We start from the raw sequence: 15,538 nt of genomic DNA, 5'->3' as shown, positions 1-15,538 counted from the left end.
ACACCGGCCGGCAGCACCTTGGCGCACCCAGTGGAAGCGAGGCGTAGGTCGAGCATGTGGCGCAACCCCGCGGCATCCCCCACCCCGGGTCGGCGGACGCCGGCATGATGCCCCCACCTCCGCCGGGCGCACGCCCGGGACGGCAACCGTCCGGCACCAATGGTGACGGTGAGCAGTCGCCCGACTACGACGCGGCGCAGGAGCAGGTCCGCGGTCCGGGATTCGGCCGCGTCGCGGTCTTCCAGGCACCTCAGACGCTGCGCGGCCGTCCGGTGCCGACCGTGGCACCACCGCGGGCCCCGGCGGCACCGGCCGGCAACGACGACATCGACTCCCCGTTCCTCGATCTCTTCGGCGGAGCCGTCGGTGGCCGCCCTGCCCAGGTCGCCCTCCCCGCCGGCGCCGTGCCCGTGCCGAGCGCCCCGGCACCGACGACCACAGCCCCGGCCGCGCCCAGCCCGGCAGTCGACGCGACCCCCGGCTCCGCGTACGCGGTGCCGCCGACCCCCGGCCGGGAAACCGCCGCTGCCTCGGCGCCGCTGGTGGTACCGGCGGTGGTCGGCGAGCCGCTGGAAGAGCCCGCCCCCGCGCCACTTCCGCGGACCCCGATCCCGATGCCGGCCACGGCAACGCCCGCCGCGATCGCCGCCGACCCCGCGCCCCGGCGTGTCCGCGGCCGCATCCCCTCCGTCCGGCACCCCGCCGACCCGCCCGGTGTCACCGACCCTGAGCCGCCGCAGCCGGCCGCCGCGCCGCCCGCAGGCGACCGCGACCGGAGCACCGACCGGGCCGCGCCGGCCCCCGCCCCGGCCCCGGCCGAACGGCGCCGCCCGGACCGCGCGGCCCGCAAACCGAGGCAGGCCGTGCGGGCACCGAAGTTCAAGTTCGGCGACCGCGATCCGATGGTCGAGCTGGCCATCACCGAGATCGCCGGGCACCTGACCTTCACCGCGAACACCGTCACCGCCTGGTACTGGCTGCCCGAGGTGCGGTGGGCCTTCCGCCCCGACGCCGAACGGGAGGCGCTGCTCGCCGCCATCTCCGAGCAGTACGCCGGCCTCGCCGGGTTCCGGCTGCACCTGCGCCGCACCACCCGCCCCTTCCCGGCCGACGAGTGGGCGCGCACGATGGACGCGCACACCGCCACCCCGCTGCCCCCGGTGCCGGGCAGCCCGGACTGGGGCGACCACCTCGTCGCCGCCCAGCGGCACCTGCTCTCGGTCAACCACGCCGAAGGGCAGACGTACCTCGGGGTCACCTTCGCCCGGCGCTCCCTCGGCGACACCTTCAGCGAACGGATCCTGCGCACCTTCGGACGCGGAGTGGCCGAGGGAGAACGGCGCAAGCTCGGCCGTACCGTCGAACAGTTCGACGAGGTGCTGGCCTCCTTCGGGATGCGTGGACGCCGCGCCACCGCCCAGGAGATGGAGTGGCTGCTCTTCCGGTCGGTGGCGCTCTGCATGTCCCCGCCCGGCCGGCTCTCCCCCGTCGCCGACGGCAAATGGGAGACCGGCGACCTGCTCGCCCTCACCGAGCAGATCGAGCGTTACCGCACCCCGTACGGCTCGACCGTCAAACTCGTCGACCGGATGAGCGGCGAGGAGCAGCACGTCGCGGTCCTGACCGTCGGACGGATGGAGCCGCTGGAGATCCCGGAACGGCACGAGCCGTGGCTGCACTTCCACGAACGGCTGCCCTGGCCGATGGAGCTCTCCAGCCGGATCGACATCCTCGGCCCGAGCGACTCGTTCCGCAATCTCGAACACCGGCTGCGGATGATCCGCTCACAGCAGCTCGACTACGCAGAGCACGGCATCGACGCGCCACCCGAGCTGGACCGGCTGGCCCAGCGGGCACTGGTGATCGGTGACGAGATGACAACCGGACTGCCGGTGGAGTCGGCCCGCGCGCACGGCTGGCACCGCATCGCCGTCGGCGGGAGCACCCGGGAGGAGTGCCTGGAGCGGTCCCGGCGCCTCATCCAGCTCTACAGCCGCGAACTGCGGATCTCGCTGCAGCACCCCAAGAACCAGGACTGGCTGGCCCGCGAGTTCATCCCCGGCGAGCCGATCGCCAACACCGGCTACCTGCGGCGGATGCCGGTCAACCTGCTCGCCGCCGCGCTGCCCCAGGCCGCCTCGACCGTCGGGGACCGCCGCGGCGACCTGATCGGGCGTACGGCCGGCACCTGCCGACGGCCGGTCTTCCTGGACCTGCACTTCCCGATGGAGGTACGCGAACGCTCCGGGCTGGCGGTCTTCGTCGCCGAGCCCGGCGGCGGCAAGTCCACCCTCCTCGGCGCGCTGGGCTACCTGGCGGCCCGCCGGGGCGTACAGGTCACCCTGCTGGACCCGTCCGGTCCGCTGGCGCGGCTGGCGGCCATGCCGGAGCTGCGGCCGTACGCGCGGGTGCTCAATCTGACCGGCTCCGAGCAGGGCACGCTCGCGCCGTACTCGCTGATCCCGACCCCGTCGCGGGGCGAATTCCCCGCCGGCCCGGCCGGCGACCGCGAGTACGGCATCGCCGTCTCCAACGCCCGAGCCGAGCGGCGGATGCTCGTGCAGGACATCTGCATGATGCTGGTCCCGCCACAGGTGGCACGGGAGGCCTCGACGGCGACGCTGCTGCGGCACGCGGTGCGCCAGGTCCCGGCGGAGGAGACCTCCACCCTGGATGATGTCGTCGCCTGCCTGGCCAAGATGGACGACGACGCGGGCCGGGAGCTGGCGAACCTGCTGCTGGACACCGCCGAGATGCCGCTGGCGCTGCTCTTCTTCGGCCGGCCGCCGGAGGGGCTGCTCGGCGCCGACGCGGCGCTGACGGTCATCACGATGGCCGGGCTGCGGCTGCCCGACCTCAAGATCGAGCGGGAGTACTGGTCGGCGGAGGAGTCGCTGGCACTGCCGATGCTGCACACCGCCCACCGGCTGGCGGTACGCCGCTGCTACGGCGCGCCGATGGCGACGCGCAAGTTGGTCGGCCTCGACGAGGCGCACTTCATGGAGGGGTGGCGCTCCGGGCGTTCATTCCTGGTACGGCTGGCCCGCGACTCCCGCAAGTGGAACCTCGCGGCGCTCGTCGCCTCGCAGAACCCGCGCGACATCCTCGGCCTCGACGTGCAGAACCTGGTCTCCACGGTCTTCGTCGGGCGCATCGCCGAGGACGCCGAGATCGCCTCGGAGGCGCTACGGCTGCTGCGGGTGCCCGTCGACGACGGTTACGAGGCGACCCTCGCCTCGCTCTCCGCCGCCGACAGCTCCTCCTCCTCCCGGCTCGGCTTCCGGGAGTTCGTGATGCGCGACGTGGACGGGCGCGTGCAGAAGGTCCGGGTCGACGTCTCGTACGTCGAGGGGCTGCTGGACCACCTCGACACCACCCCGGCGTCGGCGAAGGCCATCACCTCGGCCCTGCCGCAGCTCCTGTCGGACCTGGAGGACTGAGATGTCCCGCCCGGGTGTCCGCGCCGCATCGTTCCTGCTCGCGCTGGCGCTGCTCGCGATGGCCACTGTCTCCTGGCCCTTCACCGGCTCGTCGGCCCAGGCGGCGCCGGTCACCTCGGTGACCGGCGGCGCGCCGCTGGCGGCCGCCCGCGCCGACCTCTGCAGCACCAAGGAGTGGCAGGCGAACTTCCGGGACTGTGTCGACCGGCTCCAGGACGTCACCGAGGACCAGGTCACCTGCCGGAACGCGCCGACGCCCGGCAGCCCCGACTCCGGTCTGGCGGGCTGGTTCGCCGGCCGCCCGGACTCCTCCCGTGAACCCGGTCCCGGCGGCCTCTACAGCGAGTACGGCTACGCCGGATACAGCTACAACACCTATGACGTCGACGCCGGCTGCGCCACCTCCGTGGTGCACCCGGACTACCAGGTCAGCACCATGATCGCCAACGGCGAGTTCATGTTCGCCACGGCGATCATCGGCGCGTCGAACGCGCTGCGGGAACGGGCCTGGGATCCGGGGACCATGTGGGCCTGGGCGGATCCGCTCGTCGAGAAGGCGACCCGCGCGGTCTACGACAAGGTGTTCAGCGTCTTCGGGGTGATCACCCTCTGCGTTGTCGGGCTCTATCTGCTCTGGCGCTCCCGCCAGTCCGAGATGAGCAGCGCGATGACCACCGCCGGCTGGGCCCTGCTGATCATGGTGGCGGTGACGGCGATCGCGGCGTGGCCGGTGAAGTCCGCCAACCTCGCCGACCAGACCCTGATCTCCACCCTCGGGGTGGTGCACGACGCCGTCGGCCCGACCAGCCAGAACATCCCTCCGGGCCAGTGCGTTCTGCCCGACCCGAACGCCTGCGTCGACAAGCGCCCACCCGCGGTGCGTGCCGGTGACACCGCCACCGAGACGATGCTCTACCGCAACTGGCTGCGCGGCGTGCTCGGCTCCGCCGACAGCGAGACCGCCCGCAAGTACGGCCGGGCCCTCTATGACGCCCGCTCCTTCTCCTGGGACGAACAGGAGATGCTGCGCGCCAACCCGTCCACCCGGGACGCTGCCATCAAGGCCAAGCAGCAGCAATGGGCCAAGGTCGCCCAGCAGATCAAGACCGAGGACCCCGAGGCGTACGAGTATCTGCAGGGTGTGCGGGACATGGACCGGGTGGGTTCCGGCTTCATCGCGGTCCTCGCCGCGCTGCTCTTCGCGATGTTCGACCTGACCGCGTCGCTGCTGGTCCTGCTCGGTTTCCTGATCTTCCGCTGGGCGGTTGTCGCCGCGCCGATCCTCGGCACCGTCGGCCTGCTCCGGCCGGCCAGCGCCGGTATCCGCCGGCTCGCCAACGCGGTCGTCGCGGCGATCTTCAACATCGCCATCTTCGGCACCGGGGCGGCGATCTATCTCTTCGCGGTGGACCTGGTGATGAACACCCCGACCCTGCCGGGCTGGCTGCAGGTGGTGCTGGTCTGGCTCTGCGGCGTCGTCGGCTGGCTGCTGCTGCGGCCGTACCGGCGGATCACGCAGCTCGGCGGCAAGGACAGCAGCGAGGCGGTCAGCTCGGCCGGCTCCTGGCACCGCCGGTTCTTCCGGGACATGCGGGTCGCGGCCCGGATCGACGTGACCCAGCCCGGCGGCACCGCCGAACCGACGATGGGACGCCGGCGCGGACCGGTCGCCGAGCCGTCGCGGCTGCGGCCCGAGGCGCGGCACGAGGATCCGTCCCACGCCGCGCGCACCCGGCCGGAGACCGGCGGTGGGCCCGTTGGTGGTCGCGGTGGCGCAAGCGGCGGCGAGCCCGGCGCGTCGCGCCCGGCGGCGACCGGCCCGCGACGGGGGGAGACGACCTGGTCGGAGCCGGACGTGCCGCGGTCCAAACCCGACTACGCGGTCTACCGGCCGGACTCGGCGAAGACCGCCCCGCAGCCGCGCACCCCCCGCATCCGCTCCGAGGCGCGGTGAACCATGCGACGGGCGATCGAGCAACTCCTCACCCGGATGCTCCGCTCCCGGCTGGGTCTGGCGCTGGTGATCGCGCTGCTGGTCCTCGGGGTGGTCGGCGCCGCCCGGCTGGTCGCCGAGAGCGACGGCGGGCGCAGCGCCCCGTTGGGCACCCCCGCCGGCCCGATCATCACCCGGGAGCCGCAGCCGCACGACGACGACGGCGCCCTGGCGACCGGGCCGCCGCCGTCACCGGTCACCTCGCCCGGGCAGTCGGCCCCGGCGAAGGTCGCCGAGCAGTTCGCCGGGGCCTGGGTCAACACCGATGACAGCGCTGCCGCCCAGTGGCGGGAGAAGCTGCGCCCCCTCTCCACCGAGGAGCTGAGCACCAAGCTCGTCGCCACCGACCCGGCCGCGGTGCCGGCCGCCCGGATCACCGGCGCCCCGGTCGTCACACCCCGGGCGGCGAACTTCGTCGAGGCCCGGATCCCGATGGACACCGGCACGCTGCGGCTGGAGCTCGTCTCCGTCGACGGCGGATGGCAGGTCGACGCGATCGACTGGGAGCGGTCGTGACGGCCATCCCGGCGCCGGTGCGCCGCCGGTTGATCTCGAAACTGCGCCCGAAGGTGGTCGCGGCGGCGACGGCCCTGACCACGGTGCTGCTCTGCTGCACCGGCGGCCTGGCCCTGGTGCTCCTCTCCGGGTTGCCCGGCGACGAGCGGCGGTTCCAGCTGGCGATGAACTGCGGCGCGGGCGGCATCGTGGACATCTCCGGCCAGATGCCGTTCGTCCCCGGCTACGGCGACAACCAGCTGCGGAACGCGGCCATCATCATCCGCACCGGCGCCGAGCTGGAGGTGGCACCCCGCGGCTGGGTGATCGCGGTCGCCACCGCGATGCAGGAGTCGACCCTGGTCAACCTCGGCCACCTCGGCCAGATCAACGACCACGACTCCATCGGGCTCTTTCAGCAGCGCCCCAGTCAGGGCTGGGGCACCCCGGCGCAGCTACAGGACCCCGTCTACAGCTCGACGAAGTTCTACCGGAAGCTGCTCACCATCCCCGGCTGGGAGACGCTGCCGCTGACCGAGGCCGCGCAAGCTGTGCAGATCAGCGCCTATCCCGACGCGTACGCCAAGCACGAGACGACGGCCGAGTTGATCGTCAACACCCTGGCCAGCGGCGCCGGTCAGGCGATCGTCGAGGCTGACGGCTCCCTGGTCTGCAACGGCGCGGCCGGCACCCGCATCGCCGCCTCCGGCTGGACCGCGCCGCTGGCGCACAACGTCGGCTCCGGTTTCCGCACCGCTGACCGGCCCACCCACCACGGCGTGGACATCATCGCCCCGAGAGGGGCCGAGATCCACGCCGCCGCCTCCGGCCGGGTCCTGGTGGCGCAGTGCGACCCGGATCAGTACGGCCGCTACACCTGCGACGTCGACGGCTCCCCGCAGAAGATGGGGTGCGGCTGGTTCGTCGACATCCTGCACGCGCAGAACTACGTCACCCGCTACTGCCACCTGGTGGAGCGGCCGTACGTGCGGGTCGGGCAGAAGGTCCGCGCCGGGCAGGTCATCGGCCGGGTCGGCACCAGCGGCAACTCCTCCGGCCCGCACCTGCACTTCGAGGTGCACGTCAACGGTGACCGCAGCAGTGCCGGCGCGATCGACCCCGTCCCGTTCATGCGCGGCAAGGGCGCGCCGCTGACCCAGGACTCCTGAGACGGCCGGCTGATGAATCAACCCTTTCCCGACCCCTTCGCCGGTGAGCCCGCCTGGGTGCCCCGGCGTCCTCGTCCGGTCCGGCTGGTCCCGGCGGTCGGCCGAAGCGACCTGCGCGGCCGACGGGTGGTGGCCGGGCTGCCGGGCTTCGGCTGGCGCACGGATCTGCGGGCCGACGAGCCGATCGTGCGCAACAGTCGCACCTTCATCCCGGTCCTGCCGGAACAGGAGTGGTATCGCGCCGAAGCCGAGCAGGTCGAGGTATTCGCGCCGCTGATGCCGGTGGACCGGATCTGGGTGGAGACCCTCGGCGAACCGGAGGTCACCGGCTCGGTTCCGCCGGAGAAGCTGGTCTCGCTGGACCTCCCGGCGCACCGGCCCCCCACCGCCGTGGTGGAGGCCGACTCGCTCTGCGGCCGGCGGGTGGTGCAGATGGCCGACGGCGCCGAGCGGCGCGACCTGCGCGCGGTCACCGAGACCTACGCCGCCGACGGGGGCGACATCTGCGTACGGGTCACCGCCGAGCTCGACTGGTACCGCTGGGCGTGGCGAGGGCAGGTGCCTGCCACCCGGGAGGTGCCGGTGCACCTGCTCTGGGTGGAGTGACCCGGGCGAACCGAGGCCGCTTTCGATCCGGTCAGCCCAGTCGGCGGGCCTGGCAGACCCGCCAGCCGTCGGGCTCGTCGCGCACCTCGAACTGCCAGGACTCGCGGCCTCTCTGCGTTACACCGTCCACGTGAGCCGAAACCTTCAGTTCCACGCCGACCTGGGCGCTTCCCTCCGCCTGCCGGACGTCCATCGCGCCCCAGCTCACCTGCAACGGCGTGCCGAAGCGCTGCTCACGGTCCCGTAGATCAGCACGAAAGCTGGTCAGCTCGGTCAATCCCGTGGCACTCCCGGAGCAGACGAACTCGCTCGCCCGAACGTCGTTTCCGTCGACCAGAAATGCCCGGAGATAGTTGTATACGGCCACATCGGGCGTACCCCGGTCCGGGGCGGTGGCGCGGTCATAGAGGACGTACGCGGTGATCGAACCGGCGAGGCAGAACAGGGCCACCACAGCCGCCACGATGCCGAGAGCCCGGCCGAGCCGTCGCGGCCGCGGTGCCGGTGGCGGCAGCGGCACGGGCGCGCCGACGGGGTCGTGCGGGGCGCGTTGCGCCGGAACCCGGGAGACCTGGGAACCGGCGGGAGGCGGCACAGATTCCACTTCTCGAGGTTATCGGCATACCGGCCCGTACCCAATGCCTGGCGGCTGTCCCTTCAGCACCGTCGCTGTACCGTGACCGCACCGGCGGCGCGTCCCGGATTCCACGCACCGGCTGGGATACCGTCCTAGAGGCGCACCACCGGCAACGAAGGAGGTGGCACAGTGCCAGGTCAGAAGGCTCGAATCGCTCGCGTCGCCGCCCTGCACCGGCAGGCCACCGCCACCGTCGACGCCGCGGCGGCCGCCCTCGACGCCATCCGTCCCGCCCCCGCGGACCGGCACCGGCAGCGCGACCTCGCGGCCCGGCTGCGGGCCGCCGCGCAGCTGCTCGCTCCCGGCTGGGCCGGCGCCGACTGGAACGTCCTGACCGCCGCCCTGCTCGACGGGGAGGAGCCCGCGCTGCCGCCGTACGTGCGCATCGGCACGGCCGCGCCCCTGGACGACGCCCGCTTTCCCGCGCTGGTGCCGCTGCTCGGCACCGGGCATCTGCACATCGACGGCGGCGTGGGCGATCCTCGCGTCACCGGGCTGCTACGGGCCGTGCTGCTGCGGCTGCTCGCCGCCGCACCCCCCGGCACGCTGCTGGTCCGCGCCGTGTGCGGACCCGCCGCCCCGGAGCTCTTCGCCGGCTTCGCCCCGCTCGCCGCGGCCGGAGTACTACCCCCGGCTGCCACCGACGTGACGGGCCTGCGTGCCATGCTCGCCGAGGCCGAGCAGTGGGCGGGACCGGCTGATGCGCCCCGCCGTCCCCGCCACGACCGGACTCTGCTGCTGACCCTGGCCGGCCTGCCCGAGGGGACCGGCGAGGCCGAGCTCGCCCGGCTGACGGAGCTGGCCCGCGGTGGCCCCGCCGCCAACCTGCACCTGCTGCTGGCCGGCTGGCCGGCGCCCGGGGTCGCCCCCGAGCTGCCGCTGACGACCACCGTGGAGATCCGCAACCCGTACGCCCTGGTCGGCGACCCGCCCGCGACCCGGTACGGCGCACCACCCGCCGGCAACGCGCCCGGCGGCCTGAACGCCCCGGTCTTCGTCGACGCGGCCCCGCCGGACGCACTGGTCGAACGGGTCTGCCGCCGGTTGGCGCACCTGGTCGACGCCGGCAACCGGCCCGGCCTGACCGAGTTGCTGCCCGACCAGTTCTGGCGGGAGTCCTCGGCGGACGGGTTGAGCACCTGTGTCGGCGACGCCGCCGGGCGGCCGGTCGTGCTCGGCTTCGGCGATGTCACCCCACACTGGCTCGTCGGCGGGCGCTCCGGCGCCGGCAAGACAGCGTTCCTGGCGAACGTCCTCTTCGGGCTCGCCGCCCGCTACGGCCCGGATCAGCTCTCGATCCAGCTGGTGGATCTGGGACCTGGCGAGGCGTTTGCCGAGTACCTGCAGACCGAGGGGGACCGCTCCTGGCTGCCGCACGTACGGGCGGCCGGCATGGAGGCCGACCGGGAGTACCTGCTGGCGGTGCTGGACGACCTGGAGGCCGAGCTGCAGCGGCGGGTTGCCGCCTGCGCGGAGTTCGGGGTGACCCGTTTCGCGCAGCTGCGTGCCCACTCCGAGCTGCCCCGGCTGCTGGTGGTGATCGAGAACTTCCCGCTCCTGCTGGCCCCGGCCGACCGGCTCAGCGCCGTGGCGGTCGAACGGCTCGCCGGGCTCGCGCAGCGCTGCCGGATGTACGGCATCCATCTGGTGCTGGCCGGCAACGGTCCGATGGCCGGCGGCGCCGGTCCTCGTGATCCGCTGCTCGGGCAGTTCCCCGTCCGGGTGGCCCTGCCTGGCGGGGCGATGGTGCTGGAACCCGCCAACGACGCCGCGGCCGGGCTGCCGCTGGGCAGCGCCGTGGTGAACACCGCCGGCGGGCTGGGCGGTCCACGCCGCGCCACCCGCGGGCACGAGCGCACCATTCGTTTCCCGGATCCCACCCCGCAGGCACTGGGCCGGCTGCGGGAGCGGCTCTGGCGTGGCCGGGCCGAGGGGTTCGGCCCACCGAGCGTCTTCGCCGGCTACTCCCGGCCGGCGCTGGCCAACGACCCCGGCTACCGGGGGGCGGTCGCCGGTGGGGGGACCACGGCCAGCGCGTTCCTGGGCCGGGCGGTCGATGTGGCCCGCAGCTCGGTGAGTTTCGAGTTCGGGGCCGAGGCCGGGCGTCATCTGGCGGTGGTCGGCGCCGGCGAACCGGCCGTGGAGCTGCTGGTGACGGCGGTCCGCACCGTCGCTGCCCAGCACGAGCCGGGCAGCGCCCGGTTCCTGTTGTTGCCGCTGATCCCCGCCGCCACCGGCCGCGCCGAGCAGCTCGCCGCCGCGCTGGCGCGGCACCATCCGGCGCGGATCGTGGCGCAGGACGCGCTGCGCGGCCCCTTCGACGGGGACCACCCGACGTACCTTGTCGTTTTCGGGATGGACGCTCTCGGCGGGCCGGAGATCCCCACCGAGATGCTGCGCGAGTTGCTGCGGGACGGGCCGGCCAAGGGGGTGCACCTGCTCTGCTGGTGGCGCCAGATCCGGCCGCTCGCGTTGCGGCTCGGCGCTGCGATCGGGGCCGGGGAGCTCGCCGGGCTGGTCACGCTGGACGTGCCGGAGCTGCAGCTGACCGCGCTGGTCCGCCGTCCCGTCCAGTGGCGGGCGCGCCCGGACCGGGCGTATCTGCACGATCTGCACCGGGGCACGGCCACGGTCCTGGTTCCCTACGCGGCGGATGAGGTCGGATGAGCGAGCGTACGGTGCAGATCGTCGGGCAGCGCGGCGGTGAGCCGGCCGCCACGGAGCCGGGTGCCCAGCCGGGCGCGGCGCTCGACCCGCGGGCAGCGGCCTGGGTGGAGTACCTGGACGCGGCCCGTCAGCTCGATGCGGTCCGGCGGGGTGCCGCCACCGCCGCCGGTGAGCAGGCCCAGTCCGCCCAGTCGGCGCGGGAACTGCTGACCGAGGTACGGGCCCGGTTGGCTCCGCAGCACTCGCATCTGCGGGAGTTGGACGTGCCGGCGATGACGCTCTCTCCCACTCCGCCGGAGGTGACTGCCGCGGGGCGGCGCATGACGGCCGGGCCGGAGGCGGTCGCGGCGTGCCTGCGCGAGGCGGCGGTCCTGGCCGACACGGCCGATGGAATGCTGGCCGGCGGGGACCGTCTGCCGCTGCGCAGCCTGCTGCTGTACGGGCCGCTCGCGGCGCTGGTGCCGCTGCTCCAGGTGCTGCTCTACGTGTCGACCGGGGCGGGCGCGTGGACAATGGTGTCGCTACTGGCCGGGCTGCCGCTGGCGGCGGCGCTCGTCGCGGCGGTGGGGGTGGCGACGCACCGCATCGCCGGCGGCCGGGAGGGTCGGGCGCGGCGCGGCGGATCGCTCGGGCTGACGCTGGCGCTGGCCGGCACGCTGCTGAGCACGACGATCATCGGAGTGACGCTGATGATCGGGTGATGCCGGCGCTCCGGCACCACCCGATCAGCGATCAGCGATCAGCGATCAGCGATCAGCGATCAGCGGGGCATGATCAGGGACATCGCTTCGGCGCGTGACTTCGCGTCCGACTGCAGGATGCCCCGCACCGCCGAGGTGATCGTCATCGCCCCGGACTTCTGGATGCCCCGCATCGCCATGCACATGTGCTCGCATTCGAGGATGACGATCACACCGCGCGGCTGGAGCTTGCCCATCAGCAGGTCGGCGATCTGCGAGGTGAGCCGCTCCTGCACCTGCGGACGGCGGGCGTAGACCTCGACCAGCCGGGCGAGCTTGGACAGACCGGTGATCCGGCCGTCCGGCCCGGGGATGTAGCCGATGTGCGCGACCCCCCGGAACGGCAGCAGGTGGTGCTCGCAGAGGCTGGTGACGTCGATGTCGCGGACCAGCACCAGCTCTTCGTGGTTGGCCTCGAAGGTGGTGTTGAGGATCTGGGCCGGGTCGACCCGCAGCCCGGCGAAGAGCTCGGCGTAGGAGCGGGCCACCCGTGCCGGGGTCTGCACCAGTCCGTCGCGGTCCGGGTCCTCCCCGACCGCGATCAGGATCTCGCGTACCGCTGCCTCGATCCGGCCCAGGTCGATGCTGTCCTCGACCCGGCCGCCGGTGAGCTTGCCGTTGATGAGACGGGCGGCGAGGTAGTCCAGCGCGTCGTCGCCGTCGGGTTCGGTGGACGAGACGGCCGGCCGCGAAACGCGGCCGGCCGTGTCGTCGTGCTGCGTGTTCAGAGTGAGCCCTCCGAGTTGGGCGAGGAGCCGCCGCTCGTGTTGGTGCCGGCGCCCGCACTGGCACCGTCCGTCTCGGCCTGCGACTTGAGCCGCTCCTTCTCCGCCGGGGTGAGAATCGGCGGTTCGGTGGAGGGCTTGCGCTTGCCGAGACCGTTGAAGGGCGCCATCGGCGGACGCTTGACCACGCGGGAGCAGATGCGGGCCATGTCGGACTGGGAAATGGTTTCCTTCTCCATCAACTCCAGCACGATGCTGTCCAGCACGTCCCGGTACTCGACCAGGATCTCCCAGGCCTCGTCGTGGGCCAGTTCGATCAGGGCCCGCACCTCGGCGTCGATCTCGGCGGCGACGGCGTCGGAGTAGTCCCGCTCGTGGCCCATGCTGCGGCCCAGGAACGGCTCGTCACCGGTAGTGCCGTACTTGATCGCACCGAGCTTGGAGCTCATGCCGTACTGGGTGATCATCGCCCGGGCGAGCCCGGTCGCCTTCTCGATGTCGTTGCCGGCGCCGGTGGTGGGCTCGTGGAAGACGAGCTCCTCGGCGGCCCGGCCACCCAGCGCGTACGCCAGGGTGTCGATCATCTCGGCGCGGGTCTGGGTGTACTTGTCCTCGGTCGGCAGCACCAGGGTGTGCCCCAGCGAACGGCCACGGGACAGGATCGTCACCTTGTGCACCGGCGCGGAGTGCGGCAGCGCCCAGGCGACCAGCGCGTGCCCCGCCTCGTGGTACGCGGTGATCTTCTTTTCCTGGTCGCTCATCACCCGGGTACGCCGCTGCGGTCCGGCGATCACCCGGTCGATCGACTCCTCCAGGGAGTCGTTGGTAATGGCGCGCTCGTCGCGGCGGGCGGTGAGCAGCGCGGATTCGTTGATCACGTTCGCGAGGTCGGCGCCGCTGAAGCCCGGGGTACGGCGGGCGACCGCGTCCAGGTCGACGTCGGGCGAGAAGGGCTTGCCCTTGGCGTGCACCCGCAGGATGGCCTTGCGGCCCTCCATGTCGGGCTGGTCCACCGGGATCTGCCGGTCGAAACGGCCCGGGCGCAGCAGCGCCGGGTCGAGGATGTCCGGCCGGTTGGTGGCCGCGATCAGGATGACCCCGCCCTTGGTGTCGAAGCCGTCCATCTCGACGAGGAGCTGGTTGAGGGTCTGCTCGCGCTCGTCGTGACCGCCGCCCATGCCGGCGCCGCGGTGGCGGCCGACGGCGTCGATCTCGTCGACGAAGACGATGGCCGGGGCGTTCGCCTTGGCCTGCTCGAAGAGGTCGCGGACCCGGCTGGCGCCGACACCGACGAACATCTCGACGAAGTCGGAGCCGGAGATGGAGTAGAAGGGCACTCCCGCCTCACCCGCGACCGCGCGGGCGAGCAGCGTCTTGCCGGTTCCGGGCGGGCCGAAGAGCAGCACACCCTTGGGGATCTTCGCGCCCAGAGCCTGGTACTTCGCCGGGTTCTGGAGGAAGTCCTTGATCTCGTAGAGCTCCTCGACCGCCTCTTCCGAGCCGGCGACGTCCGCGAAGGTCGTCTTCGGGGTGTCCTTGGTGATCATCTTCGCCTTGGACTTGCCGAAGTTGAGCACCCGGGAGCCGCCGCCCTGCATCTGCGACATGAAGAAGAGCAGCAGGAGCACGAGCAGCACGATCGGCAGCAGGTTGACCAGCAGGGTCACCAGGATGCTGTCGCTGTTGACCTCGGTGTTGGCCGGGCCGCTGATACGACCGTCGGCCTTGGCCGCCAGCACCTGATCCCAGACCTGCGAGCCCGACTCGTACGGGAACTGCGCCTCGATCTTGTCGGTGGTGACGTCCCCGAACTTCTCTTCGTTCTTCAGGTCAAGTTGGAGCGTCTGCTCCTTGTCCTGGAAGATCGCCTCTTCGATCTGAGCGGTGCTGAGCTTCTCCAGGGCGACCGAAGTATCGACCTTTTCATAGGCCGGGCCGCCGGTGAACAGGGTGCTGAGCAGAATCGCGCCGGCGATCACCAGGATGATCCAGACCACCGGTCGGCGGAAGAAACGCGTACGTTCCATGCTGTAGTCGAGCGACGAGCGCCCGGATCCTCCTGATCGACGTCATGGCTGTCTGATGACAGTGCTGCCGCCGAAGCGGCTCGCCGTGACCGACCCTGCGGGCCGGCTCGACCCCGAGGCGCACAGATGTCACCGCGCCGCGGTCATTCGACGGTACACCGTGGGCGCGAGGAGCGAGCTTGCGAGCCCCGCAGTCGCCCACTATCAACACCACCGTGGGCGCGAGGAGCGAGCTTGCGAGCCCCGCAGTCGCCCACAACCACCCGCCCGTGGGCGCGAGGAGCGAGCTTGCGAGCCCCGCAGTCGCCCACAACCACCCGCCCGTGGGGGCGAGGAGTGAGCTGTACCTCGGGGAACGATAGCCGCGTTTTCTGAAAGACCGCTGTAAGCGAACAGATCGCTGCGGCGGGCGGGCCGGGGTCAGGCGCGGCCGTAGACCTCGGGCTTCAGCACGCCGACGTAGGGGACCTCGCGGTAGCGCTCACCGAAGTCGAGGCCGTAGCCGACGACGAACTCGGTCGGGATGTCGAAGCCGACGTACTTGACCGGGACGTCGACCTTGACGGCGTCCGGTTTGCGGAAGAGGGCGACGACCTCGACGCTGGCGGCGGAGCGCGACTCGAGGTAGCGCAGCAGCCAGGAGAGGGTCAGCCCGGAGTCGACGATGTCCTCGACGACCACGACGTGCCGGCCGGCGATGTCACGGTCGAGGTCCTTGAGGATGCGGACGACACCGGAGGAGGTGGTGCCCTGGCCGTAGGAGGAGATCGCCATGAACTCCAGCTCGGCGGGGGGTCCGTGCCGGCCGAGTGCCCGGGAGAAGTCGGCCATGAACATGACCGCACCCTTGAGCACGCAGACCAGGAGCAGGGCGTCCTGCACGTGGGCGTAGTCCGCCGAGATCTGCTTGGCGAGTTCGGCGGTCTTGTCGCGGATCTCCGCCTCAGTGATGATCACGTGGTCGATGTCGGCGTCGTACCAGGAGCCGTCAGCCATGCCCCTAGCCTGCCGTACGCCGGTTGGCGAGGTGTCGCCGGGG

At 72.4% G+C, this 15,538-nt stretch carries 11 protein-coding genes; 7 read left to right on the top strand and 4 right to left on the bottom strand.

Annotated features, from left to right (window positions below):
* Positions 1 to 104 precede the first annotated feature (104 nt).
* The 5 genes from ACK8GG_RS11655 to ACK8GG_RS11635 are packed head-to-tail and all read left to right on the top strand — an operon-like array spanning position 105 to position 7,703.
* The gene (locus ACK8GG_RS11655) at positions 105 to 3,440 is read left to right on the top strand and encodes an ATP-binding protein (RefSeq protein WP_440349324.1); all 3,336 of its coding nucleotides are present in this window, start codon (positions 105 to 107) and stop codon (positions 3,438 to 3,440) included.
* Position 3,441: 1 nt separating this feature from the next.
* The gene (locus ACK8GG_RS11650; protein ID WP_440356285.1) at positions 3,442 to 5,394 is read left to right on the top strand and encodes an MraY family glycosyltransferase; all 1,953 of its coding nucleotides are present in this window, start codon (positions 3,442 to 3,444) and stop codon (positions 5,392 to 5,394) included.
* Positions 5,395 to 5,397: 3 nt separating this feature from the next.
* Entirely contained in the window at positions 5,398 to 5,949 is a 552-nt protein-coding gene (locus tag ACK8GG_RS11645; protein ID WP_440356284.1) for a hypothetical protein, read from the top strand.
* Complete coding sequence (locus ACK8GG_RS11640) at positions 5,946 to 7,097, top strand: M23 family metallopeptidase (protein ID WP_440352341.1); 1,152 nt, start codon at positions 5,946 to 5,948, stop codon at positions 7,095 to 7,097. Before ACK8GG_RS11645 ends, ACK8GG_RS11640 begins: the two co-directional genes overlap by 4 nt.
* A gap of 12 nt (positions 7,098 to 7,109) precedes the next feature.
* Positions 7,110 to 7,703, top strand: a complete 594-nt coding sequence (locus tag ACK8GG_RS11635; protein WP_440349320.1) for a hypothetical protein — start codon at positions 7,110 to 7,112, stop codon at positions 7,701 to 7,703.
* Between the two features lie 31 nt (positions 7,704 to 7,734).
* Here the strand turns inward: ACK8GG_RS11635 and ACK8GG_RS11630 are convergent, their stop codons facing one another.
* Positions 7,735 to 8,157, bottom strand: coding sequence for a hypothetical protein (locus ACK8GG_RS11630; protein WP_440349319.1), 423 nt, complete (start codon positions 8,155 to 8,157; stop codon positions 7,735 to 7,737).
* A gap of 312 nt (positions 8,158 to 8,469) precedes the next feature.
* Here ACK8GG_RS11630 and ACK8GG_RS11625 point away from each other — a divergent pair, with 312 nt between their 5' ends.
* Together ACK8GG_RS11625 and ACK8GG_RS11620 are read left to right on the top strand one after the other, a co-directional pair.
* Positions 8,470 to 11,007: an FtsK/SpoIIIE domain-containing protein gene (locus ACK8GG_RS11625; protein ID WP_440352339.1), complete on the top strand. Its 2,538-nt coding sequence runs from the start codon at positions 8,470 to 8,472 to the stop codon at positions 11,005 to 11,007.
* Entirely contained in the window at positions 11,004 to 11,708 is a 705-nt protein-coding gene (locus ACK8GG_RS11620; RefSeq protein WP_440352338.1) for a hypothetical protein, read from the top strand. Before ACK8GG_RS11625 ends, ACK8GG_RS11620 begins: the two co-directional genes overlap by 4 nt.
* A gap of 59 nt (positions 11,709 to 11,767) precedes the next feature.
* On the opposite strand, the gene folE is transcribed toward ACK8GG_RS11620, so the two are convergent.
* The 3 genes from folE to hpt form a co-directional block, all read right to left on the bottom strand.
* On the bottom strand, positions 11,768 to 12,394 hold the full coding sequence (folE, locus tag ACK8GG_RS11615) for a GTP cyclohydrolase I FolE (RefSeq protein ID WP_440349797.1): 627 nt from the start codon (positions 12,392 to 12,394) through the stop codon (positions 11,768 to 11,770).
* Between the two features lie 77 nt (positions 12,395 to 12,471).
* On the bottom strand, positions 12,472 to 14,499 hold the full coding sequence (gene ftsH / locus ACK8GG_RS11610) for an ATP-dependent zinc metalloprotease FtsH (protein WP_440349316.1): 2,028 nt from the start codon (positions 14,497 to 14,499) through the stop codon (positions 12,472 to 12,474).
* 420 nt (positions 14,500 to 14,919) lie between these two features.
* Positions 14,920 to 15,495 carry a hypoxanthine phosphoribosyltransferase gene (gene hpt / locus ACK8GG_RS11605; protein ID WP_440349315.1) on the bottom strand — a complete coding sequence of 192 codons (576 nt, stop codon included), beginning with the start codon at positions 15,493 to 15,495 and terminating at the stop codon, positions 14,920 to 14,922.
* Positions 15,496 to 15,538: the final 43 nt, after the last annotated feature.

Source organism: Melissospora conviva, from assembly GCF_049523535.1.
GTDB classification, from domain to species: domain Bacteria; phylum Actinomycetota; class Actinomycetes; order Mycobacteriales; family Micromonosporaceae; genus Melissospora; species Melissospora conviva.
The sequence above is the reverse complement of the archived record's forward strand: the minus strand, read 5'-3'. Positions and strand labels throughout refer to the sequence as shown.

Bases quoted from the DNA above. Each gene is read 5' to 3' on its own strand.
- ACK8GG_RS11655 (WP_440349324.1), top strand. From the start codon at position 105: ATGATGCCCCCACCTCCGCCGGGCGCACGCCCGGGACGGCAACCGTCC.
- ACK8GG_RS11650 (WP_440356285.1), top strand. From the start codon at position 3,442: ATGTCCCGCCCGGGTGTCCGCGCCGCATCGTTCCTGCTCGCGCTGGCG.
- ACK8GG_RS11645 (WP_440356284.1), top strand. From the start codon at position 5,398: ATGCGACGGGCGATCGAGCAACTCCTCACCCGGATGCTCCGCTCCCGG.
- ACK8GG_RS11635 (WP_440349320.1), top strand. From the start codon at position 7,110: ATGAATCAACCCTTTCCCGACCCCTTCGCCGGTGAGCCCGCCTGGGTG.
- ACK8GG_RS11620 (WP_440352338.1), top strand. From the start codon at position 11,004: ATGAGCGAGCGTACGGTGCAGATCGTCGGGCAGCGCGGCGGTGAGCCG.
- ftsH (WP_440349316.1), bottom strand. From the start codon at position 14,499: ATGGAACGTACGCGTTTCTTCCGCCGACCGGTGGTCTGGATCATCCTG.
- hpt (WP_440349315.1), bottom strand. From the start codon at position 15,495: ATGGCTGACGGCTCCTGGTACGACGCCGACATCGACCACGTGATCATC.